Here is a 21,211-nt window from a genome sequence, read left to right as displayed (position 1 = left end):
ACCGCGTCCGGCCCGGCAGTCCCGAGACTCGCACGAAGCCGTACGACGCCGCACGACGCCGCCCGGCGGCGACCGGCGATCAGGAGAGGGTCGCCCGCAACGCCTCGACGAGGCCGGGGACGGCTTCGGGCGAGCCCGCCACCGCGTCGTCGAAGTCGTGGCTGCGGCTGCGCAGCGCGCACCAGGACTCGCCGGTGCGGAGCACGCCGGCCGCCATCCGCACGTCCTGACGGTCGGGGTGCTCCATCAGGTACGCCACGGCGGCATCCGGGTCCTTGGGCATGTCCTGCTCGGCCTCCGGCGGGACCACCATCCGCTCGACGACGATCGCCGCACCGTGGACCTCGTCCGGCCAGGCCAGCTGGCCGAGGAGCTCCTCGATCGTGGACGCCTCCGGGAGACCGTCCTGCTCGATGCTGGTGAGGTGCTCGGGGTCCTCGGCCGCGGCGGCCAGAGCCTCGTCCGGCAGCTCGTCGGCCAGGGACGGCGTCTGCGCCAGCGCCTGGGCGGTGTTCACCAGGGCGAAGACGAAGACTGGGGCGTCCCAGCCGAGAGTGGCCGCGTGCCGCTCGATGTCGTCCACCGCGGACCGCAGTGCGCGTTCGCGAGGAGTCGGGACGGGGGCCGGGGCGTCGGACTCTGAGCTCATGCGGTCCATGATCGCGCACAGCCCGACCGGCGGGCACGTCCGGCTCCCCGTCCACCAGCGGGGTCCCGCGTAGTCACCTTGGTCCCGCAGCGCCTCCCCGGACCTGCAGGCCGTCCCCGCCCGCGGGAGGTTCGTCCGGCACGGCCCGCGGACAGGACCGTTTGGGTTGCGCGAACCGGACCGTTTGGGTTGCAAGGAGCGCGGTATGGGAACCTTTGACCAGGACGACGCGTTGTCCGGGTGGCACGAGTGCCGACCGGACCGCCGTCCGGCAATGACCTGTCTACGCACGACCAACCTTGAGGTGCTGCTCAGTGACGTCCGCATCCGCCCCCCGTTCGACCGGCCCTCAGGCTCCACGGCGCCGCGGAGCGCTCCTGCCCACCATCATCGTGCTGGCCGTCCTCGCGGCGATCGTCATGGCGATGGCCCAGGTGTGGACCGAGGTGCAGTGGTTCGAGCACCTCGGCTTCACCGAGGTGCTCGTGCGCGAGTGGACCACCCGGGTCATCCTCTTCGTCATCGGGTTCGTCGTCATGGGCGGAGCGATCTGGCTGAACCTGCACCTGGCGTACTCCCGGCGCCAGATCTACCCGCCCACCACGCCGGAGGAGCGCAACCTCGACCGGTACCGCGAGAGCGTCGAGCCGCTGCGCCGCCTCATCATGGTCGGCGCCCCGATAGTGCTCGGGCTCTTCGCCGGCAGCTCGTTGAGCGGCATGTGGCGCCAGGTGCTCACGTGGCTCAACCGTGAGGACTTCGGGGTGGACGACCCGCAGTTCGGGATGGACATCTCCTTCTTCGTCTTCACGCTGCCGGTGGTGCGCTCGGTCGTCTCCCTGCTGATGACGATCGTGTTCCTCTCGGCGGTCGCCGCCCTGGTCACCCACTACCTCTACGGCGGCATCTCCCTGGCGCCGCGGCAGCAGCGGGTCTCCCCGGCCGCCCGCGTCCACCTGGCCGTGCTCGCTGCGATCTTCGTCCTGCTCATCGCGGCGAGCTACTGGCTCGACCGCTACTCGATGCTGGTCTCCGAGAACGACAGGTTCGCCGGAGCGTCGTTCACCGACATCAACGCGAACCTGCCCGCGAAGGCGATTCTCGCCGGCATCGCGCTGGTCGTCGTCGTCCTCTTCGTCGTCGCGGCCTTCCGGGGGACCTGGACGCTGCCCGCCGCGGGTATCGCCGTGATGATCGTGTCCGCGCTCGTCGTCGGCACCGCCTACCCGGCGGTCATCCAGCGCTTCGAGGTGGAGCCGAACGCCCAGGAGGTCGAGAGCGAGTACATCCAGCGCAACATCGACGCCACCCTCGCCGCCTACGGCCTCGAGGACCTGGAGACCGAGACGTACTCCGCCACCACCGAGGCGGAGGCCGGCCAGCTGCGCGCGGACAGCCAGTCCACCGCATCGATCCGTCTGCTGGACCCCAACATCGTCTCACCGACGTTCAACCAGCTCCAGCAGAACCGTCAGTACTACGGGTTCCCGGACACCCTCGCGGTCGACCGCTACGACATCGACGGCGAGAGCCGGGACACGGTGATCGCGGTCCGCGAGCTCAACCAGGACGGTCTGGACCCGGCGCAGCGCACCTGGGTCAACGACCACACCGTCTACACGCACGGCTTCGGTGTCGTGGCCGCCTACGGCAACACCGTCACGTCGGACGGCAGTCCGGCCTTCTTCCAGCAGGGCATCCCCAGCGTCGGTGAGCTCGGCGAGTACCAGCCGCGCGTCTACTTCGGGCAGGACACCCCGGCCTACTCGATCGTCGGTGCACCCGAGGGCACCGAGCCGTGGGAGCTGGACTACCCGGACGACGACGCCCCCAACAGCGCCGTCAACAACACCTACGCGGGCGACGGCGGACCGTCCATCGGCACCTTCTTCAACAAGCTGCTGTACGCGCTGAAGTTCGGCGACATGCAGATCCTGTTCTCCGACCGGGTGACCGAGGAGTCACAGATCCTCTTCGACCGCGACCCGCACGACCGCGTCGCCAAGGTCGCTCCGTACCTCACGCTCGACAACCGGGCCTACCCGGCCGTCGTCGACATGGACGGCGACGAGTCCACGCCCAAGGACCTGGTGTGGATCGTCGACGGGTACACGACGACGAACGACTACCCGTACTCCGCGCGCGAGTCCCTCGAGGACGCCACCACCGACTCCCTGACGACGGCGAACGGGCTGCCGCAGACCGTCGGTGTCGCCCCGGAGGAGGTCAACTACATCCGCAACTCCGTCAAGGCCGTGGTCAACGCCTACGACGGCGAGGTGACCCTCTACGAGTGGGACGAGAACGACCCGATCCTGGACACCTGGCAGAACATCTTCCCGGGCCACGTCACGCCGACCGCGGAGATCAGCGGGGACCTCATGAGCCACCTGCGGTACCCGGAGGATCTCTTCAAGGTCCAGCGGACCCTTCTCGAGGACTACCACGTCACCGACGCCGCGACGTTCTACGCCGGCTCGAACGAATGGCGGATCCCGGACGACCCGAACGAGCAAGGTGTCCCGCAGCCGCCGTACTACCTGACCATGCAGATGCCGGGACAGGAGACCGCAAGGTTCTCCCTGACGTCGAGCTTCATCCCTGGCGGTCAGACCGAGCGCAACATCCTCACCGGGTTCCTGGCCGTCGACTCCGAGACGGGTGACAGCCCCGGGGAGGTTCGCGAGGGCTACGGCAAGATGCGCCTCCTCGAGCTGCCCTCCGACATCACCGTCCCTGGACCGGGTCAGGTGCAGAACAACTTCAACGCCAACCCGGAGGTCTCCACCGAGCTGAACCTGCTCAGCCAGGGTGGTTCGGACGTGCTGCTGGGCAACCTGCTCACGCTGCCTGTCGGCGGCGGTCTGCTGTACGTCCAGCCCGTCTACGTGCAGTCCTCGGCGGGTACCCAGTACCCGCTGCTGCAGCGCGTCCTCGTCTCCTTCGGTGACGAGATCGGCTTCGCGTCCACGCTCGACGAGGCGCTCGACGAGGTCTTCGGCGGCGACTCGGGCGCGGAGGCCGGCGATGCCGACGTCGACCCGGCTGAGGAGCCCCCGGCCGACGGCGAGGAGCCTGAGGGCACCACGGAGGTCCCGGCGGCGGCCCAGGAGCGGCTGACCGAGGCCCTGGCCGCGGCCCAGCAGGCGCTGGCAGACGGGAACGCGGCGCTCGCGGAGGGCGACTTCGCCGCGTACGGCGAGGCGCAGGACCGCCTGAGCGCGGCGATCGAGGACGCCCTGGCCGCCGAGGAGGAGATCGCGGCTGCCACCGGCGAGGAGCCCGCGGCGGGCGATACCGCGACCGAGGCTCCGGCCGACGGCGCCACCGCCGAGCCCACCGAGGGTTCGACGGAGGGCTGAGTCGCAGCCGGTGCCGGGCCGCCTGGACAGGGCGGCCCGGCACCGTGCGCGGTCATGTCAGAACCGACCCGACCCGACCCAGGTCTCGGAACCCCGACTGGTGTGACCGAGCGCACGCGGACCGGAGTTGCCCTCGTGGTTCACCGCGACGTAACCTGTAACAGCCGACGCGGGGTGGAGCAGCTCGGTAGCTCGCCGGGCTCATAACCCGGAGGTCGCAGGTTCAAATCCTGCCCCCGCTACGAATCAGGCCCGGGAATCTACGGATTCCCGGGCCTGAGGTGTTTAGAGACTTGATCCACCCTCCGCACAAACCCTCCGCTTTGGCCTCTCCGGCGAGGTTGTGCCGGGTGAGCCGGTACCCGCCGGTCCGAACGTGTGAGTTGCGGCGCGTCCAGCACCAGGGCGTGACCCACACGGGTCCTCGCGGCCCACGTCAAGGTCATCGACGTCGCTGAGCTCATCGGGGCGGGTCGAGTTCCTCGGCGAGGAGGTCCATGAGCAGGCCGTCGTGCCAGCCGGCTCCGTCGGCGTCTCGCTCGTAGCGGCGCATGATGCCGACCGGGCGGAACCCCACGGCGGTGTAGGCGCGGATGGCCGGTTCGTTGTCCGCCGCGGGATCGATCACCAGCCGGTGGTGGCCCCGGTCGTGCACGAGGTGGCGGGCCAGTGTGGCCACGGCGTCGCGGCCGAGCCCGCGGCCGTGGACGGCGGGGTCGAGGAAGATGTCGAGAGAGGCGTGCCGGTAGTCCGGCTCGTCCTCCTCGCCGTACTGCACCATGCCACGTACCGCGCCATCGACCAGCACGGCGAAGCGGGTGGTCGAAGGGTCGTCGAACGGCCACTGCGGCGAGGCGTCCTCATCGCGCCACCGTGCCCGGACCGCGGGAGTGGCGAGGATGCGCCGCAGCTCTTGTACGTGCTCGGCCACGACGGGTTCCAGCACCACGACCCGTCCACGCAGCGTCGGCGGGGTCATGCCGGTACCCGGTGACGTGAGAACGGCGAGCACGGGCTCAGGTCTGGTGCACCACCGGCAACCATGACGGAGTCCATGTCGTCATCATCGCCTGACGGGCTCACCCTCTCCAGGGATCCGGTGATCCCGTTGACCAACCGGAAGCGGCGGTACCACACCAGCATCAGGGCGGTGCTGATCAGGTAGAACGAGTGAAGCAACCAGATCGGTCCGACCGGCAGGCTGAAGATGTAGAGGGAATGGATCAGGTTGCCGATGGTGGCGAGGGCCAGGTGGCCCGTGCTGTACGAGCTCAGGTCCCTGCTTCGGACCGCCTTGACCAGCATCGGGACGTAGCTCGCGACGAAGATGAGGGTCGAGATCGCCCCGGCGAGCACTGGGAGCGCGGGAGTGGACATGCTGGCTTCGATCCTTCCTGCGACTGGTCAGCTGCGGGCAGAGCGCGGCGGGATCGCGATCGCGGAGATCGCTGCGGCGACGAGGGCTGCGACGGCGGCGACCAGGAATGCCTGCCGGAAGCCGGTGTCACCGCCGTCGACAAGGCTGATGGCGGCAATGCTGGAGACGGTGGCCACTCCGACGGTGGCGCCGAGCTCGTGGAAGGTGCTGAGCAGGCCCGAGGCGATGTCGGCCTCTGCCGGTGCGATCTCGCCGAGTGCGGTCGCCGAGGCGACGACGAAGAGCGCGCCGACGCCGAAGGCGCCGAAGCTGACGCCGATAGCGGTGGCGGGCGTGGTGGTCCAGAGCACGGGCACCAGCAGTCCGATTGCGGCGATGACCATGCCGGTCGCGCCGAGGGTGCGCCCGCCGAGGCGGCCGATGAGGCGTCCGCCGAGGTTCGCGCCGGTCATGGTGGCCAGTGCGGTCGGCAGGAACAGCAGGCCGGTGGCGAGGGGGCCGTGGCCGGCGGACTGCTGGAAGTAGAAGGTGCCGAGGAAGAAGACGGCGACCATCAGTGCCGTGGCGATGAGGATCACGAACACGCCTGCCGTCACCGGCCGCCGGCTCAGCAGAGCGAGATCCATCAGCGGGGAGACGGCAGCCTTCTGTCGCCAGCCGAAGAGCGCGTAGAGGACGACGGCGACACCGGCGGCGACGAGCGTCTGCGGCGCGGTCCAGCCCGTCTCGCCCGCGACGGTCAGGGCGTAGATCGCCAGGCCCGTTGCGGCGGTGGCCAGCAGTGCCCCGAGCACATCGAGGGACGACCGTCGAGCGGTCGCCGGCGGCAGGGGTGGCAGGAGCCGCAGCAGGCCCACGAGGACGATCACGCCGACCGGGATGTTGATGAAGAACACCCACGGCCAGCCGGGACCGGCGCTGATGAGGCCGCCGAGCAGCACGCCGATCGCGGCGCCCCCGCCGCCGAGGGCGGACCAGATGCCCAGGGCGCGGTTGCGTTCATCGCCGGAGAACAGCCGCACGACCACCGAGAGCGCCGCCGGTGACAGCATCGCGGCACCCAGTCCCTGCGCTACCCGACCGCAGAGCAAGAGGCCCGCGCCGCCGGCCAGGCCGGCCGCCAGCGACCCGAGGGCGAACGTGAGCAGGCCAGCGAAGAGGACCGGCTTGGGGCCGAAGAGGTCCGCGCTGCGTCCACCGAGCAGCATCAGGCCGCCGAACGTCAGCGTGTAGGCGGCAACCACCCAGGTCACGGCCTCACGCGCCAGGCTCAGGTCCGTGGCCATCTGGGGCAGCGCGATCGCCACGACCGTGACGTCGAGGATCAGCATGAGCTGCGCCGTCCCGAGCAGGCCGAGCGCCAGCCAACGCTGCGGGAGCATTCTCTGTCCGGCCTCGGCCGGCGACCTCGTGGTCGACATCATGGGCTCCTAGCTCGCAGCGGAGAGAGTGGTGAGGGAAAGGACGATGGCCGCCAGGGTGTAGTCCAGGGCTGCACAGAACTGCGCGAACGAGGAGGCCACGACCCGGCCGGTACGGTGGTGGCGCCAGTCCCAGACGGCGTGGGCGAGCAGGCCAAGGGCGGTCACGAAACCGCCGAGCAACGGCGTCGTGACGGCGGCCAGGAGGGCGATGGCACCGAAGCCGATGAGCCCCAGCGTCTGCGCCTGCGTCTCGCGCCGTGTGGCGGGACGGAGGAGCCCGGCTCCGGCCAGCACCGCACCGAGGGCGAGCAGCAGACCTGTGGGGCCCAGGGGAGTGTCGACGAGCTGACCGGCCGTGATCAGCACAACGGTCACGACGAAGACCGGCCATGCGGCCCGCCTACCCATGGCTGCGGCACCCACGTAGACGACGGCCGACGCGGCGAGCACCGGCGCCATTCCTGCACCGGCTGGAAGGTGGAGACTCACATTGACAGCGAAGGCGATGCCGGCCAGCAGAGGCCAGTACCGCAGCAGGCCATGTGTCCCGGCCTGGGGACGGGGCAGAGTTGTCTGGATCATTTTCCTACTCCTCGGAAGTTCATGGCTTGCGAGCTGCTCAGGAAGGCGGCCGACTGCCGGCCCGGTGCGATCGGTCCTGGTGGGATGGCGACGTAGCAACCGAGCCATGTCCTCCCTTCTGGCGTTCGACGGCTGCGTGCTCCGCGCCGGGCCTGTGCCCGGACGTCGATCGGAGTCGCGGCGGCTCATGGGATGGAACAGGATTCCCGCCCTGCCGCCATACCCCCGGGGGGTAGTGCGGCGGAATCCTTGGCATGGATGTCTTTCAGGCAGGGTGAGGCTGCCGAGCGACCCCGTTGCGGTCGCACCTCGCGCTGCTCGAGGTCGCGGGCGGAAACTGCTCGCCACCGTCGACGCCAACGACATCGGGTCGTTCGAGGCGCCCGTCGTCATCCCGTCGGACTCACCGCTCGGGCCCGTCGGGATCAGTGCCGGTCCGGCGTGGGCGGTAAGGGACACGCTCGAGATCGTGAGCAGCGGAGCGGCCCGCTGAGCAGGGGCGGCACTGCGTGACCTGGCGAGAGGTGACTCACACCGGAATACCGTCCACTCCTATTGAGTTGAAACGTCAAGTACTTGTACCGTAGAACCAGCAGCACACCGAACCGACGCGAACGAGGAGAACCAAGGTGACCGAGATGTTCGTCAAGACCAGCCGCCCGACCGAGGACCTGCTCCCCGCCGAGACCAGCATGGGCGCGGTCACGCTCCTCGTCGGTGACCTCGACGGTATGACGCGCTACTACCGCGACGCCGTCATGCTGAGCGTGCTGCGCGCCGAGGGCAACGAGGTCTCCCTCGGTCGCCACGGCACCGAGCTGCTCGTGCTCCGGCACGACCCGTCGCTCCCGCCGGGCTCGCCCCGCAGCGCCGGCCTCTTCCACACGGCGATCCTGTTCGAGGACCAGGCCGCCCTGGCCGCCGCGCTGGCCTCGGTGGCGGTGCGCGCGCCTGGCACCTACGTCGGCTCCGGCGACCACGACGTCTCCGAGGCCTTCTACTTCACCGACCCGGAGGGCAACGGCGTCGAGCTGTACGCCGACCGCCCGCGCAGCACCTGGCAGTGGACCAACGGCCAGGTGAAGATGGGCACGTCCTGGCTCGACCCGAACCGTTTCCTCACCGAGCACCTGACCGACAGCGCCCGGGAGATCATCGCGACCGCCCAGCCCGAGATCCCCACCTCGCCCGCACAGGGACTGGCGGGCGCCATCGTCGGTCACGTCCACCTGCAGGTCGGTGACACCGTCACCGCCCGGCAGTTCTACGTCGACGCGCTCGGCTTCGAGGCCACCACGGAGATCCCGGGGCAGGCGCTCTTCGTCTCCGCCGGCGGCTACCACCACCACATGGCGATGAACACCTGGAACAGCGCCGGTGCGCCCCCGCGTGTCCCGGCCCTCGGGCTCGGCACGGTCGACATCGTCCTGCCCACCACCGAGCAGGTCGCGGCGCTCACCGCCCGGCTCGACGGCCGCGGCGTCGCCACCCGGCACGACGGTGCCGTCCTGCGCGTCAACGACCCGTGGAACAACCTCATCGAGGTCCGCGCCGCCGCCTGACGACGACCGCGACCCGCCCCGATCGCGCTGATTGGCGTTCGGTCGTCGGGTGAGCGCCTGGCCCAGTTTGCCGGCGCCGCCTGGCGACGACGCACCCGCCGCGTCCGGGCAGGCACCCACGGCGAGCCGCTCGAGGAGCCCTCGGGCGGCTCAGCCGTGTCGGACCGGCGGCTCTCGGGTGGCTTCAGCCGTGTCGGACCGACGGCTCACGGGCGGCTCAGCCGTGCCGGACCGGCGGGCTCTCGGGTGGCTTCAGCCGTGCCGGACCGGCGGACTCTCGGACCGCATGCCGGCGAGCAGCACCCAGCCCGCGGCCGCCAGTGCCAGCACAGCTGCCACGGCCAGCCACAGCGGGACGGCGGTCCCGAGCAGCATCGCCCCGGCCACCCCCAGAAGCTGCGCCACCGCCTGCACCACGACGAGGCGCCGACCCGTCGACGCGAGCAGCGCCAGCTCGACCCGGGTCCGCCAGCTCGTCACCGCGGCGAGCCCACCGGTCACGAGCAGCAGATGGATCAGGAGCAGCATCGACGCGCTCTGCCAGCCCAGCCCGCCCGGTGTGCCGAGCATCAGTGCCAGGCCCGTCCAGGCCGCCGCCAGCCCCAGCAGGTAGTGGTTCGGGAGAGCGGTCACGACGGCGGCCAGCACGACGCCGACCACGAGCTGCGGCCAGTCGAGCGTCACCGCACCAGCCGCGACCAGGACCAGCCCCGGCGAGAGTCGGACGAGCCAGCCCGGGACCGAGGGGCCGCTCAGGATGCGGGTGCGTGAGGCGCGCCGTGCCGACGTGCCACCACGGCGCCCGGCCGCCGCCGCGCGATCGCGCCCAGGGCGGATCATCGTCGGCTCCCGGCAGCCGCTCCGGCACGTCGGCGCCCGGCCAGCGCGAGCGCGCCCAGCGCCGCCGTGGCAGGCACCGCGCCCGGCACGTCTGCGGGGCGCCACCTGACGACGTCGACCCCGCCCCGGCGCAGCAGCTCGAGCCTGTCCGCCCGCTCCATGCGCACGAGCCGGAAGGCGGTGCGCTGACCGGGCTCCACGCCCGACTCCCGCAACGGCGGCAGCACGTCCACCGACACCACCTGGTGGCCCGACCGGCGCCAGCTGTGCGCGATCTGGGCCGCCTCCTCGTCCAGGAACGTCGAGAGCAGCACCACCAGCGCGCCCGACGGCAGCAGCGGCGCGCGCACGAGCCGTCCGGCCTGCGGCTCCGGCTGCGCCAGCGCCAGCCGGTGCGTGAGGCGGGCGAGCTGCCGGCTGCCGCCCGCCGGCGGGAGCGCGCGACGGCGCATCCCCAGATCCGCCAAACCAACGCGATCACCCGCCGCGAGATAGCGCCGGGCGATCGACGCCGCCGCCTCACGTGCCAGGTCCAGCGAGGTCGCGTCGTCGGGACGCACCTGCCGGGACCCGCTCCACGTGCCGACGTCGGGGCCCACCTCGTCGCGCGAGTCGACCACCAGCATGACCGTGGCGTCCGCCGTCGCGAACGTCCGGTGCACGTAGAGGTCGCGCACGACCCCGCCGGACGCCCCGGTGCGCCGGGCCGTCGTGCGCCAGTCGATCCGGCGCAGCCGGTCGCCAGGGGCGAACAGCGCCACGTCGCGCAGCTCCCCGCCGTCACCGGCACGGTTGGCGTCGTGGGCACCGGTCAGGCCCTGGAGCCGTCGGGGGAGCGGCAGCCGCCCCAGCGGCACCACGCCGGGCAGCACGAGCGTCGTCACCGGGCCGACGGTGGCCTGCCCGGTGCGCACGACCCCACCGGTCCCCACCCCGGCGTGGTCGACGGTGAAGAGCTGCTGCGCGCCGGTGCGTACGGTGGCGCTGCGCAGCCCCAGGGTGCGCTCCCCGGCGGGGAGGTGGACCAGCGCCTCGGCCGGCGCCAGGCCCGGCGACGCCACGCGCAGCATCATCGCCTCGCACCCAGCAGGCGCCTCGACCACGAGGTCCGCACCGACCTCGCCGGCCGCGACCTCCTGCGAGGCGCTGTGCAGCGCCGTGCGCACCGCCGCCCGGGGGCGAGCCGCCCACCCCCACACGACCGTGAGCAGCAGCGGCACCCCGAGCACGGCGACGTCCGGCCGGCCGAGCACCATCCCGACGAGGAGCAGCAGCACCGCGACGACGACGAAGGCGTGGCTCGCCCCGCTGACCCGCCAGGCACCGGTGCGGGCGCGTGCACCGGCCCCGGTGCCGGCCCCGTTCACGACCGTCGCGCGCCGGCCCCGACGGCGTCCGTCGGCGCGCCGGCTGGCCCGGGGACCGACTCCAGCAGGGTGGCCACGACGTCGGTGCCGGTCGACCCGCCGGCCCAGGCCTGGGCCGTCAGCGTCAGCCGGTGCGCGAGCACGGGGACGGCGACGGTCTTGACGTCCTCCGGCGTCACGTAGTCGCGGCCGTCCAGCACCGCGAGGGCACGGGCCACCAGCACGAGCGACTGGGAGCCACGCGGCGACGCGCCGACCTCGACGGCGTCGTGCCGCCGGGTCGCCGCGGCGAGGTCCACGCAGTACGTGACGATGTCCCGCTCGACGTCGACCGCCTCCACGCCCGCCTGCATCGCGAGGAGCGCCTCGGGGTCGACCACCCGGGCGACGTCGGCCCGTTCCGTCCTCCGGTCCAGCCGCCGGCCGATGACCTCGGCCTCCGCCGCGGCGGACGGGTAGCCGACGTCGAGCCGCACCATGAACCGGTCGAGCTGAGCCTCCGGGAGGGGATAGGTGCCCTCGTACTCCACCGGGTTCGACGTCGCCATGACGTGGAACGGGCGCGGCAGCGCGAAGCTCCTGCCCTCCACCGAGACCTGCCGCTCGGCCATGGCCTCGAGCAGCGCGGACTGGGTCTTCGGCGAGGTGCGGTTGATCTCGTCGGCCAGCAGCAGACCGGTGAACACCGGGCCGGGCCGGAACTCGAACCGCGACTCGGCCGGGTCGAACACGTAGGAGCCGGTGATGTCCGCGGGCAGGAGGTCCGGCGTGCACTGGAGCCGGGCGAAGTCGAGCCCGAGCGCCGTCGCCAGCGACCGCGCGGCCAGCGTCTTGCCCAGCCCCGGGACGTCCTCGAAGAGCACGTGCCCGCCGGCCAGGATCGTGGCGAGCGCCGTGCGCAGCGACCGCTCCATCCCGACGACGGCGGTGCCCACCTGGGCGAGGACCGCACCGCCGAGCCGGGCGACCTCCGGGACGGGGAGTGCGGTCGGGGCGGGGGCGTCGGTGGTCATCGGTTCCTCCGGAGCTGGGTGGTGGGGGTGAGGGACTCGAGTGCGTCGAGGCAGCGGGCCACGTCGGTCTCGGTCGGCGGTGGTCCCCCGTCGAGGAGCACCGCTGCCGGTTCGCCGAGCAGGGCGCGCACGGCGGCGTGGTCGGCGGGGACGGACAGGTCCAGCCCGTGCAGGGCGAGGCGCGTGGCGGCCACGTCGTGCAGCCGGTTGACGACCTGGCCGCGGACGCGGCCGTCCCGGCCGGTCATGCCCGCGGAGAGCTGGGAGATGGTGTAGCGGGTCCCGGCGCGGACGGGCTCGGGCAGCTCGGCGAAGCCGCCGGCGTGCCCGAGCCCACGGGTCAGGACGAGCACGCAGATCACGGCCGTGGCGGCGCCCGCCAGGACGGCGACGCCCGGCGGGCGGTCGAGCACCACGAGGAGCGCGGCCACGCCGACGACCACGGCGACCGCACCGGCGACGGCGCCGGCCGACGGACGGAAGGGGCGGTCAGCCACGGCGCCGGACCCAGCTCTCCGAGAGCGTCGCCAGCGCGGCTCGGGCGGCAGCCACGTCCGCCGCACCCGTGGTGCGTCGTCCGGCGGTGGTGAACCGGGCGCGCAGGTAGAGCCGCAGCAGGGTGTCCACGGCCTCCCGGTCGGCCCCGGTGGCGTCGAGTACCGTCGTCGTGAACTCCGTCGGCGTCTGCGCCGGCTGACGGCTGGCGCCGGATCCCGCAGCCGCGGCCTCGAGGGCGAGCCAGGCGGCGACCACGGCGTCCCGAGGGTCCTGCACGTCGTCGAGGAGCTGCTCGGCGGCGCGGGCGCCCTCCATCAGCACCGGCACCTCCGGGGCGCGACCGACGTCCAGGAGACTGCTCGCGCCGGCGATCGCGACGCCGTCGCCGGCCTCCTCCGGGCGGTCGCGCTGCCGCAGCGCCCGCAGCAGCCGCGGGACGAGGAGGGCGAGTGCCACGACGGCGACGGCGCAGACGAGGGCGGCGCCTATCCAGTCCGCCGACGCGAAGTCAGGTCGCAGCTCCTTGTCCCGCTCGATCGGGTCCGAGTAGAGCGGCGGGTTGTCGACCCCCATCTCGTCGCCGGCGCCGGTCTCGGGCGTCTCCACGACCGTGACGGCGGACCGCTCGCTCAGCGCGGGGCCGGTGGCTGCCACGACGGCGAGGAGGCAGACCAGCAGGGTCAGGGCCAGCGCTCCCCACGGGGCGGCCGGCCGGCCGGACGCCGTCTCCGCGGCACGGGTGCCCGGCTCGACGGCACGGTCGGCCGGGCCACCGACGCGGTCGCGTCCCCCGGTCGCCGTGCCGAGCATCCGTGCCCCCGTTCGTCCAGTCCTTGCCGGTGACCACGGTAACGGCTGTGACGTGGGTCTCGTGCCGCCACCGCCGTGACGGGGGCGGCACGGCCGTCATCGACCTCGGGCGGCGAGGGGTGGTCGGACGTAGGTCGTGATGCGGTAGCGCAGCCCCGTCTCGGAGGTGTGCCAGCCGTCGTCGGGGTCCGTCCGCTCGGGCACCCAGGCGGTGTGCTCGATCCTCGGGGCACGGGCGTCGCCGTCGACGTCGAGGTCGATGTCGGTCACCACGAGCCGGTCGGCCCGGGGCATCGCCTCGGCGTAGACCTGGGCGCCGCCGATCACCCACACGTCGGAGTCGCCGACGAGGCGCAGCGCGGCCTCGAGGTCGTGCGCGACCTCGGCGCCGGGCAGCTCGAGCCCGCTCTGGCGGCTGAGCACGATGTTGCGGCGACCGGGCAGCGGCCGGAACCGGGCCGGGAACGACTCCCAGGTCGTGCGCCCCATCACGACGGCGGTGCCGGTGGTGGTGCGGCGGAAGTGGGCCAAGTCCTCGGGCAGCCGCCAGGGCATCGCGCCGTCGGCACCGATCACCCGGTCGTGGGCCTGGGCCCAGATCATGGCGATCACTAGACGGCGACCGGCGCCTTGATCGCGGGGTGGTGCCGGTAGTCCACCACGTCGACGTCGTCGAAGGTGTAGTCGAACAGCGAGCCGGCCTTGCGCAGCCTCAGCTCGGGGAAGGGGAACGGCTCGCGGGAGAGCTGCTCGCGGACCTGCTCGTGGTGGTTGTCATAGATGTGGCAGTCGCCGCCGGTCCAGACGAAGTCGCCGACGTCGAGGCCCACCTGCTGGGCGACCATGTGGGTCAGCAGCGCGTAGGAGGCGATGTTGAACGGCACGCCGAGGAACAGGTCGGCGCTGCGCTGGTAGAGCTGGCAGGAGAGCCTGCCGTCGGCGACGTAGAACTGGAAGAACGCATGGCACGGCATCAGCGCCATCTGGTCCAGCTCGGCGACGTTCCAGGCGGAGACGATGATGCGGCGTGAGTCCGGGTTGGCCCGGAGCGTGTCGAGGACCTGCTGCAGCTGGTCGACGTGGCCGCCGTCAGGCGTCGGCCACGAGCGCCACTGCACGCCGTAGACCGGGCCGAGCTCGCCGTCCGCGTCGGCCCACTCGTTCCAGATCCGGATGCCGTTCTCCTGCAGCCAGCGCACGTTCGAGTCGCCGCGGAGGAACCAGAGCAGCTCGCCGACGACCGACTTCAGATGCACGCGCTTGGTGGTGACGAGCGGAAAGCCCTCGCTGAGGTCGAACCGCATCTGGTGCCCGAAGACGCTGCGGGTCCCGGTGCCGGTGCGGTCGGCCTTCGCGGCCCCGTGCTCGAGCACGAGCCGGAGCAGGTCCTCGTAGCTGGTGCTCGGCGGGGCGGCGGAACGGGCGGGCGCGGGGGCTGTGCTGGTCTCGCTCACCCGTGCATCGTAGGCGCCGGAGCCGGGTGTCCACGGGATCCGAGTCATGTGTCCCTGGCATCACAATGAGGCGCGGCTTCACCGTGACGCAGGAGAACCCGCCCAAGTGATCCCGGACGGGTTCTCGCTACGACACTCATGGCATCAGTTTCGGGCAGACACCCACCCAGCTTCGAGCTCGGCAGCCACCTCACCGAACTTCTGGTCGAACGTGTTGAATGTGACCGACGAGGATCCGCCGTCGACGGGGATGGTCACGCCGCTGACGAAGGCCGAGAGGTCACTGGCCAGGAACAGGGCGGGGCCGGCGATGTCGGCGGGGACCCCGGTGCGGCCAAGGGGCTGCTCGTCCTGGGTCAGCTCCTCGAGCCGAGCGAGGAACTTCTCGGAGTCCTCCTCGCTCAGCCCGGCGTAACGGGTGAAGATCGGCGTCATGATGATGCCGGGCGCGATCACGTTGGAGCGAATGCCGAACTTGCCCAGCTCGACGGTCGCGACACGGGCGATGCCGAGGACGGCCGCTTTGGCGGAGGAGTAGCCGATGTCTCCCCAACCCCCCTGCAGACCGGCGAGCGACGAGGTGGAGATGATCGAGCCGCCGGTGCCCTGGGACTTGAACTGTCGGGCAGAGTACTTGTGGCCGAGCGCGACGGACCGCACGAACAGGGAGAGCGCCTTGTCGAGGTACTCGACGGAGAACTCGGTGATGGGCGCCGGGGCAGACGGGGCGCCAGCGTTGTTGAACATCACGTCGAGCTTGCCGTAGGTCTTCACGGCGGTGGCGACCAGGTTCTCGACGTCGGTCTCGTCAGTGACGTCGGCGTGGACGTAAACGGCGGAGTCGCCGAGCTTGTCGGCGAGGGCCTTGCCAAGGTCGTCCTGAATGTCACCGATGACCACCTTGGCGCCGTTGTCGACGAACGCTTCCACGGTGGCCTGGCCGATGCCGCTTGCGCCGCCCGTGATGACGGCGACCTTGTCGATGAGCAGATTGGTCATGGTGTCTCCTTTGATATTTGGGGGTTATCCCAGTGCTCGGTATAACCGACGGTTACTGGGTCGGTATTCCAAATATCAACGCTCGTCGACTCCGGACAGCAGCTCGTCAAGGGCGAGTCCACCACTCCGGCTCCGCGGCGTAGGCGAACCGCCCCGGGTTTCGTGGAGGGTTCCTTCCTTGAAGGCAGCGGACGGCAGCGCTCTGGAGACAGCGACGGGCGCCCCGAGTGGTCGGGGCGCCCGTGCTGGGTGAGATCAGGCCGCGTCGGTGGCCTGCTCGATGGTGGTGGGCCGCTCGGCGTGCGTCACCTGGATCTTGCGCGGCTTCGCCTCCTCCGCCACCGGGATGGTCAGCGTGAGGACGCCGTCGGTGTAGCCGGCCTCGATGCGGTCCAGCGCGAGGCCGTTGCCCAAGGTCAGCTGCCGCGCGAACGTGCCGGCCGGGCGCTCGTGGGTGAGCCACTGGACGTCGTCGCCGACGCCGTTGGTGCGCTCGGCGCGCACGGTCAGGGTGCGGTCCTCGACGTCGATGTCGATCGAGGCCGGGTCCACCCCGGGCAGGTCCAGCTTCGCCACGAAGCTCTCGCCCTCGCGGTAGAGATCCAGCGGCATGCCGGGGGAGGACGGCGTCGTGCGCAGCGCGCCTGCCAGCCAGCGGTCCATGTCTCGGAACGGGTCGTATCGGGTAGCCATGAGATCCACCTCCACTGTGTCGGCCCGGACCATCCGGGTCGTCGGTCCCGTCCGGGGCGAGGGGGTCGCCCCGGTCGGCTACTGACATCAGTTTTAGCACTCGGCACCAGAGAGTGCTAAGCCTGATCGCCCAGGGCGAAAAAGTTGAGTGCCCTCGACTCACTGTTGGTCGTAACCGCAGGTGAGCGAGGTGTGTGGGGCACTCTTTTGACTACCTCGCGTGCGCCACACGGGCTGGTCGTCCGGGTCCTGCCTCGCGCGCGGCGCCTGCCGGGCCGACTCGCACTGAGCTCGGCGGCTCAGGCGCCCAGGGCGTCCAGGGAGTCCATCTCGGCGGAGGACAGCTCCAGGTCGAGGACATCGAAGTTGGCGGCGATGCGATCGGCGTGGACCGACTTCGGGATGACCACGAACCCGTGCTGGAGGTGCCACCGCACCACCACCTGCTGCGGCGTCACGTCGTGCGCCTGGGCGACAGCTGCCAGCGCGGGTGCGCCCATGTCGGTGCGCTTGAACGGGCTGTAGCCCTCGAGGACGACGCCGCGGTCCCGCAGCGCGGCCACCAGGTCGGGGTCGTGGTCCGCGGGGCTCCAGGGGATCTGGTCGATCGCGGGCGCGACACCGGTGGCGTCGATGAGCTCGTCGATCTCGGCGGGGGAGTAGTTCGAGACGCCGATCGAGCGGGCGCGGCCGGTCTGCTGCGCCTCGACGAACTTCTCCCACATCTCTGGGGTCGCGCCGGTGTGCGGCGGCCAGTGCACGAGCCAGAGGTCGACGTGGTCGAGGCCGAGGTCGCGCAACGAGGCGTCGAGCGTCTCCTCCTCCCGCCCGACGTGGTCAGGCGGGCACTTGGTGGTGACGAACAGGTCGGCACGGTCGATCCCGGAGTCTGCGACCGCCCGTCCCACCTGCGCCTCGTTGCCGTACATGGTGGCCGTGTCGATGTGCCGGTACCCGACGTCGAGCGCCGTCCGGACGGCGTTGTAGACCTCCTCGCCGCGGGCCTGCCACGTGCCGAACCCCAGCAGCGGGATACGCGGTGAGTCCTCGGCGCCGAGCGCCACGGTGGGCACGGCGCCCGTCATTGGTTCGCGCCCGACTCGACGGGGAACCGGTGGGGCACCGGGCCGAAGGCCTTGCGTGCACCCTCGAGGACGTTCTTCCCGACCGTCTTGGTGCCCTTGTAGCCGATGACGGCGCCGATGCCGAACGGGGCCAGCCGGCCGAGCGCGAGCAGGCCCCCTCGCGCGGCACCAGCGGTCAGCAGGCGACGGGTCAGGCCCTTGTTGACCGACCGGACCAGTCCGATCGGCAGCTTGGTCAGCGCGGCCTTGCCCCAGTACAGGGTGCCGAGCCCCAGCTGCCCGGAGACCGCGTGGGCGCCCTCCTCGCCGAGGAGCGAGGCGAGCAGGAGGGTGCGGCGTCGCTCGACGTCGTCGACCCGGATGCCGTGCAGGCTGGCGACCGCCATGACGTGCGCCGCCGAGGACCGCAGGAACGCCGCGGTCTGCGCCGTCGTGAGCACCAATGCGGCCGCCGTGCCGAGCGCCGGGACCGCCGCCACGGCACCGACCGCACCGCCGAGGCGGGACACCCGCCGCAGGTACCGCTTCTCGAGCTTGCGCAGCAGCTGCTCGGGGGAGGCGTCCGGGTTCTCGCGGCGCAGCTCGGCCACGCGGGACTCGGCGCCGGAGCTGCCGGCGACGGCGCGGTCGAGCAGGCGGTCGAGGAGCGAGGACCTCTTGGCCAGATCGGCGTCCTGGGGATCCGCGCCCGTGGTGGTCAGGTCGGTGCTGCGCCTGCTTCGACTCATCCGGCAACCTCGTCAGTGAAGAGAATGGTGTGGGGCGCCCCCGCGGCGAGGGTGCGTCCCACCGTGCACTGCTTCTCGATCGCCAGCTCGGCGCGCTCGAGGGTCTTCGCGCGGGTCGCGTCGTCCAGGCCGGACAGGTCGGTCACGATCTCGACGGTGAGGGAGTTGTAGCGGTTCTCGTCCCGGTTCTTGTCGTTCGAGACGCCGGCGACCGCAGTGAAGTCCTCGCCGAGGGCGTGGGCGAGCCGGTGGTCCGCGGAGAGGGTGCTGCAGGTCGCCAGTGCCAGCTGGAGCAGCTCGCCGGGGGAGAACTCGCCCTCGCCGTCGCCGACGAGCACCTGGGCGCCCCGCGAGTTGCGCCCGGTGTAGGCCCGGGTGCCGGTGCGCTCCGCCCACAGCGCGCGCGCCGTCGCGTCGTCGTTCTCGGACAGGTCGGTCTCGCTCATGGTGACGATCGTGGCACGTCATCCGCGCGGGGGCGCGTCCATGACGGCAGCGGGGCATCCGCGCGGAGGCGTGTCCGGGACGGTGCCGGAATCGCCGGTGCCGGGCTCCGCCTGCGACCGAAGGTGGCGCCGCGTAGGTTGGCACCGTGACCGAGACGACCGCCGCGCACACGCTCCCCGACTCCGTGATCATCGTGCTCTTCGGGGCCACCGGCGACCTGGCCGGCCGGATGGTGCTGCCGGCGCTGGCCGAGGTGCACGGCCGCGGCCTCATGCCGGAGCGGTGGCGCCTCATCGGCTGCGCGACCGAGGAGTTCGACGACGACCACTTCCGTGAGGTGGTCCGGTCCTCCCTCGAGCGCAGCGAGAAGGGGGTGCCGTCCGACTGGGCCAGCTTCAGCCCCTCGGTGCGATACGCCGGCGGTGCGTTCGACGAGAAGGACGCGGGCGAGCTGCCGGGTCTGCTGGAGCGCGCCCGGGCCGAGCTCACGGAGGGCGGCCGGGGTGAACCTCTCGTGCTGTTCTTCCTCGCCGTGCCGCCGCGCGCGTTCAAGTCGATCGCGCGCGGGCTGGGTGCCCACGGCCTGGCCGACGGCGCCCGAGTCGTCTTCGAGAAGCCGTACGGCACCTCGCTCGAGTCCTTCGAGGACCTCGACAGCGCCGTCAAGGAGGTGCTCGACGAGGAGCAGGTCTTCCGCATCGACCACTTCCTCGGCAAGGAGGGCGTCCAGACGATCTACGTCATGCGGTTCGCCAACCAGCTCTTCGGCTCGGAGTGGAGCCGGGCCAGCATCGAGCAGGTCCAGATCGACGTCCCCGAGGACCTCGACGTCGCCAACCGGGCCTCGTTCTACGAGGCCACCGGGGCGGCGCTGGACATGATCGTCACGCACCTGTTCCAGGTGGCGGGCCAGGTGGCCATGGAGCCGCCGGCCGACCTGCGCGACCCCACGAGCGTCCTCGCCGCCCGGGAGGCGGCCCTGCGCGCGTTCCGGCCGCTGGACCCGACCGAGGACGTCGTCCTGGGCCAGTTCGAGGGCTACACCGACATCGACGGCGTCGCGCCGGACTCCACCCAGGACACCTACGTCGCCGCGCGGCTGTGGGTGGACACCGAGCGGTGGCGCGGTGTGCCGTTCCTCCTGCGCACCGGCAAGCGCATGGCGCGCAGGACCCAGCGCATCACGCTGGTGCTGAAGCCGCCGTACGGACCGCTCGCGAACGAGCTGACCGACCCGAACACGATCGAGATCTGCTTCGCCGGCGACGGCGAGATCCAGCTGGGCATCACCGTCAAGACGCCGGGACCGGACCTGACGTACTCCTCCGGCAAGGCGGTTCTCGAGCTCGACGACGTCCCCGGTGGCGAGCCCATCTCCCCGTACGCCTCGCTGATCCACGACGCCCTGATCGGCGACCGGTCGCTCTTCACGACCGCCGAGGGGCTGCGCGCGGCGTTCACCGCGTTCGCCCCGCTCCAGGGGCCGGACCGGCCGACCCCGCTGCCGTACGCACCCGGCTCCTGGGGGCCGAAGGAGGCCGACCGCCTCGCCGTCCCGCACCGGTGGATGCTGGGCGGGTAGAGGTCCGTGCCGCCCCGGCGCGATACCCCGGCAGGGACCGCGCACCGGAACCGTCCGTGGTGTGGGTCACGTTCGGGTACGGTGTGGGTGCTCCTGGTTCAACGGCGAACCAGGTGCCTCAGCCTTTGCCGTCATTCGCTGCGCGCGAGGTGTTCCAGACCGAGGCGCCGCTCGACGGCGACCACCTTGTCCACCGTGTCCACCGCCGCCTGCTCCACCGGGCGCCCGAAGAGCGGGATCTTGGCCGTGACCTCGCCCTCGTAGGTCTCGGTGCAGCCGGTCGCCGTCGGCTCGAGGCGCTGGCTGCCGGCGATGCGCACCGGTACGCCCTGGATGTCGAGGGCCAGCGTGGACGAGCGGGAGCCGTCAGGGTCCGGCGCCTCCCAGGCCTCGACGAGCCGTACGTCGAGGAAGTCCCCGACGAGGGACCGGAAGGCCGCGGGCACCGCCGTCGTCGGCATCTTCGCCCGGGTGGTGACCGTGAAGGAGCCGCCCTCGTGGTGGATCTCCACCTCCGACTCCTCGGCGCCGGCCGCCGCCATCTTGCGCCGGACGAACCCCTCGTCGGCCAGCATCGCCGCGACGGTCTCGACGTCGGCGGGGTAGCTGATGGTGGCGGCGAAGTGCACGAGGGCTCCCGGGTGCGACGGTCGGCAGGACGGCGCCAGCGTATCGGCGCGCGGATCGACGTGCCTTCGGCCGATGACGCTCGCCTACGCTTGGCCCGTGCCCACGACC

Annotated in this window: 21 protein-coding genes and 1 tRNA gene; 4 read left to right on the top strand and 18 right to left on the bottom strand. The window is 71.8% G+C overall.

What is annotated here, in order from left to right:
• Nucleotides 1–79 precede the first annotated feature (79 nt).
• Nucleotides 80–649, bottom strand: coding sequence for a PPA1309 family protein (locus GD748_RS16230; protein WP_226921482.1), 570 nt, complete (start codon nt 647–649; stop codon nt 80–82).
• A 314-nt stretch (nt 650–963) separates the two neighbouring features.
• Between GD748_RS16230 and GD748_RS16225 the strand changes: the two genes are divergently transcribed.
• Together GD748_RS16225 and GD748_RS16220 are read left to right on the top strand one after the other, a co-directional pair.
• On the top strand, nt 964–4,011 hold the full coding sequence (locus GD748_RS16225; RefSeq protein WP_226921480.1) for a UPF0182 family membrane protein: 3,048 nt from the start codon (nt 964–966) through the stop codon (nt 4,009–4,011).
• Between the two features lie 168 nt (nt 4,012–4,179).
• A tRNA-Met gene (locus GD748_RS16220) sits at nt 4,180–4,253 on the top strand.
• Nucleotides 4,254–4,471: 218 nt separating this feature from the next.
• Here the strand turns inward: GD748_RS16220 and GD748_RS16215 are convergent.
• From GD748_RS16215 to GD748_RS16200, 4 genes are read right to left on the bottom strand one after another with little or no spacing between them, the layout of a single operon-like run.
• Complete coding sequence (locus tag GD748_RS16215; protein ID WP_152196287.1) at nt 4,472–4,990, bottom strand: GNAT family N-acetyltransferase; 519 nt, start codon at nt 4,988–4,990, stop codon at nt 4,472–4,474.
• Nucleotides 4,987–5,388, bottom strand: coding sequence for a hypothetical protein (locus GD748_RS20035; protein WP_226921478.1), 402 nt, complete (start codon nt 5,386–5,388; stop codon nt 4,987–4,989). Before GD748_RS20035 ends, GD748_RS16215 begins: the two co-directional genes overlap by 4 nt.
• 27 nt (nt 5,389–5,415) lie before the next feature.
• Nucleotides 5,416–6,810 carry an MFS transporter gene (locus GD748_RS16205; protein WP_152196286.1) on the bottom strand — a complete coding sequence of 465 codons (1,395 nt, stop codon included), beginning with the start codon at nt 6,808–6,810 and terminating at the stop codon, nt 5,416–5,418.
• A 9-nt stretch (nt 6,811–6,819) separates the two neighbouring features.
• Entirely contained in the window at nt 6,820–7,395 is a 576-nt protein-coding gene (locus GD748_RS16200) for a hypothetical protein (protein WP_152196285.1), read from the bottom strand.
• Between the two features lie 638 nt (nt 7,396–8,033).
• On the opposite strand from GD748_RS16200, the gene GD748_RS16195 reads away from it, so the two are divergent.
• Nucleotides 8,034–8,957, top strand: a complete 924-nt coding sequence (locus tag GD748_RS16195; RefSeq protein WP_226921543.1) for a VOC family protein — start codon at nt 8,034–8,036, stop codon at nt 8,955–8,957.
• A gap of 252 nt (nt 8,958–9,209) precedes the next feature.
• Here the strand turns inward: GD748_RS16195 and GD748_RS16190 are convergent, their stop codons facing one another.
• The 12 genes from GD748_RS16190 to GD748_RS16135 all read right to left on the bottom strand — a co-directional run bounded on the left by GD748_RS16190 (nt 9,210) and on the right by GD748_RS16135 (nt 18,890).
• Complete coding sequence (locus tag GD748_RS16190) at nt 9,210–9,797, bottom strand: hypothetical protein (protein WP_152196284.1); 588 nt, start codon at nt 9,795–9,797, stop codon at nt 9,210–9,212.
• Nucleotides 9,794–11,164, bottom strand: coding sequence for a DUF58 domain-containing protein (locus GD748_RS16185; protein WP_152196283.1), 1,371 nt, complete (start codon nt 11,162–11,164; stop codon nt 9,794–9,796). Before GD748_RS16185 ends, GD748_RS16190 begins: the two co-directional genes overlap by 4 nt.
• The gene (locus GD748_RS16180; RefSeq protein WP_152196282.1) at nt 11,161–12,177 is read right to left on the bottom strand and encodes an AAA family ATPase; all 1,017 of its coding nucleotides are present in this window, start codon (nt 12,175–12,177) and stop codon (nt 11,161–11,163) included. The genes GD748_RS16185 and GD748_RS16180 overlap by 4 nt, the downstream gene beginning before the upstream one ends.
• Nucleotides 12,174–12,674 (bottom strand): hypothetical protein, encoded by a 501-nt coding sequence (locus GD748_RS16175; RefSeq protein WP_152196281.1) that lies wholly within the window; start codon nt 12,672–12,674, stop codon nt 12,174–12,176. The genes GD748_RS16180 and GD748_RS16175 overlap by 4 nt, the downstream gene beginning before the upstream one ends.
• Nucleotides 12,667–13,485 (bottom strand): DUF4129 domain-containing protein, encoded by an 819-nt coding sequence (locus tag GD748_RS16170; protein ID WP_152196280.1) that lies wholly within the window; start codon nt 13,483–13,485, stop codon nt 12,667–12,669. The genes GD748_RS16175 and GD748_RS16170 overlap by 8 nt, the downstream gene beginning before the upstream one ends.
• A gap of 96 nt (nt 13,486–13,581) precedes the next feature.
• Complete coding sequence (locus GD748_RS16165; RefSeq protein ID WP_152196279.1) at nt 13,582–14,088, bottom strand: dihydrofolate reductase; 507 nt, start codon at nt 14,086–14,088, stop codon at nt 13,582–13,584.
• A gap of 8 nt (nt 14,089–14,096) precedes the next feature.
• Entirely contained in the window at nt 14,097–14,939 is an 843-nt protein-coding gene (locus GD748_RS16160) for a thymidylate synthase (RefSeq protein WP_226921476.1), read from the bottom strand.
• A gap of 144 nt (nt 14,940–15,083) precedes the next feature.
• Nucleotides 15,084–15,938 carry an SDR family NAD(P)-dependent oxidoreductase gene (locus GD748_RS16155; RefSeq protein WP_152196277.1) on the bottom strand — a complete coding sequence of 285 codons (855 nt, stop codon included), beginning with the start codon at nt 15,936–15,938 and terminating at the stop codon, nt 15,084–15,086.
• Nucleotides 15,939–16,193: 255 nt separating this feature from the next.
• The gene (locus GD748_RS16150; RefSeq protein ID WP_152196276.1) at nt 16,194–16,631 is read right to left on the bottom strand and encodes an Hsp20/alpha crystallin family protein; all 438 of its coding nucleotides are present in this window, start codon (nt 16,629–16,631) and stop codon (nt 16,194–16,196) included.
• Between the two features lie 299 nt (nt 16,632–16,930).
• Nucleotides 16,931–17,716 (bottom strand): aldo/keto reductase, encoded by a 786-nt coding sequence (locus tag GD748_RS16145; RefSeq protein WP_152196275.1) that lies wholly within the window; start codon nt 17,714–17,716, stop codon nt 16,931–16,933.
• Nucleotides 17,713–18,444 (bottom strand): hypothetical protein, encoded by a 732-nt coding sequence (locus GD748_RS16140; protein WP_152196274.1) that lies wholly within the window; start codon nt 18,442–18,444, stop codon nt 17,713–17,715. The genes GD748_RS16145 and GD748_RS16140 overlap by 4 nt, the downstream gene beginning before the upstream one ends.
• The gene (locus tag GD748_RS16135; protein ID WP_152196273.1) at nt 18,441–18,890 is read right to left on the bottom strand and encodes an OsmC family protein; all 450 of its coding nucleotides are present in this window, start codon (nt 18,888–18,890) and stop codon (nt 18,441–18,443) included. The genes GD748_RS16140 and GD748_RS16135 overlap by 4 nt, the downstream gene beginning before the upstream one ends.
• A gap of 146 nt (nt 18,891–19,036) precedes the next feature.
• On the opposite strand from GD748_RS16135, the gene GD748_RS16130 reads away from it, so the two are divergent.
• Nucleotides 19,037–20,473 carry a glucose-6-phosphate dehydrogenase gene (locus GD748_RS16130; RefSeq protein ID WP_226921473.1) on the top strand — a complete coding sequence of 479 codons (1,437 nt, stop codon included), beginning with the start codon at nt 19,037–19,039 and terminating at the stop codon, nt 20,471–20,473.
• 131 nt (nt 20,474–20,604) lie between these two features.
• On the opposite strand, the gene GD748_RS16125 is transcribed toward GD748_RS16130, so the two are convergent.
• Nucleotides 20,605–21,102, bottom strand: a complete 498-nt coding sequence (locus tag GD748_RS16125; protein ID WP_152196272.1) for a DUF2505 domain-containing protein — start codon at nt 21,100–21,102, stop codon at nt 20,605–20,607.
• Between the last annotated feature and the right edge of the window lie 109 nt (nt 21,103–21,211).

It is taken from the genome of Georgenia subflava (assembly GCF_009193155.1).
Taxonomy (GTDB): Bacteria; Actinomycetota; Actinomycetes; order Actinomycetales; family Actinomycetaceae; genus Georgenia; species Georgenia subflava.
Note: the sequence above shows the minus strand (reverse complement) of the source record. Positions and strands in the feature narration are given on the sequence as shown.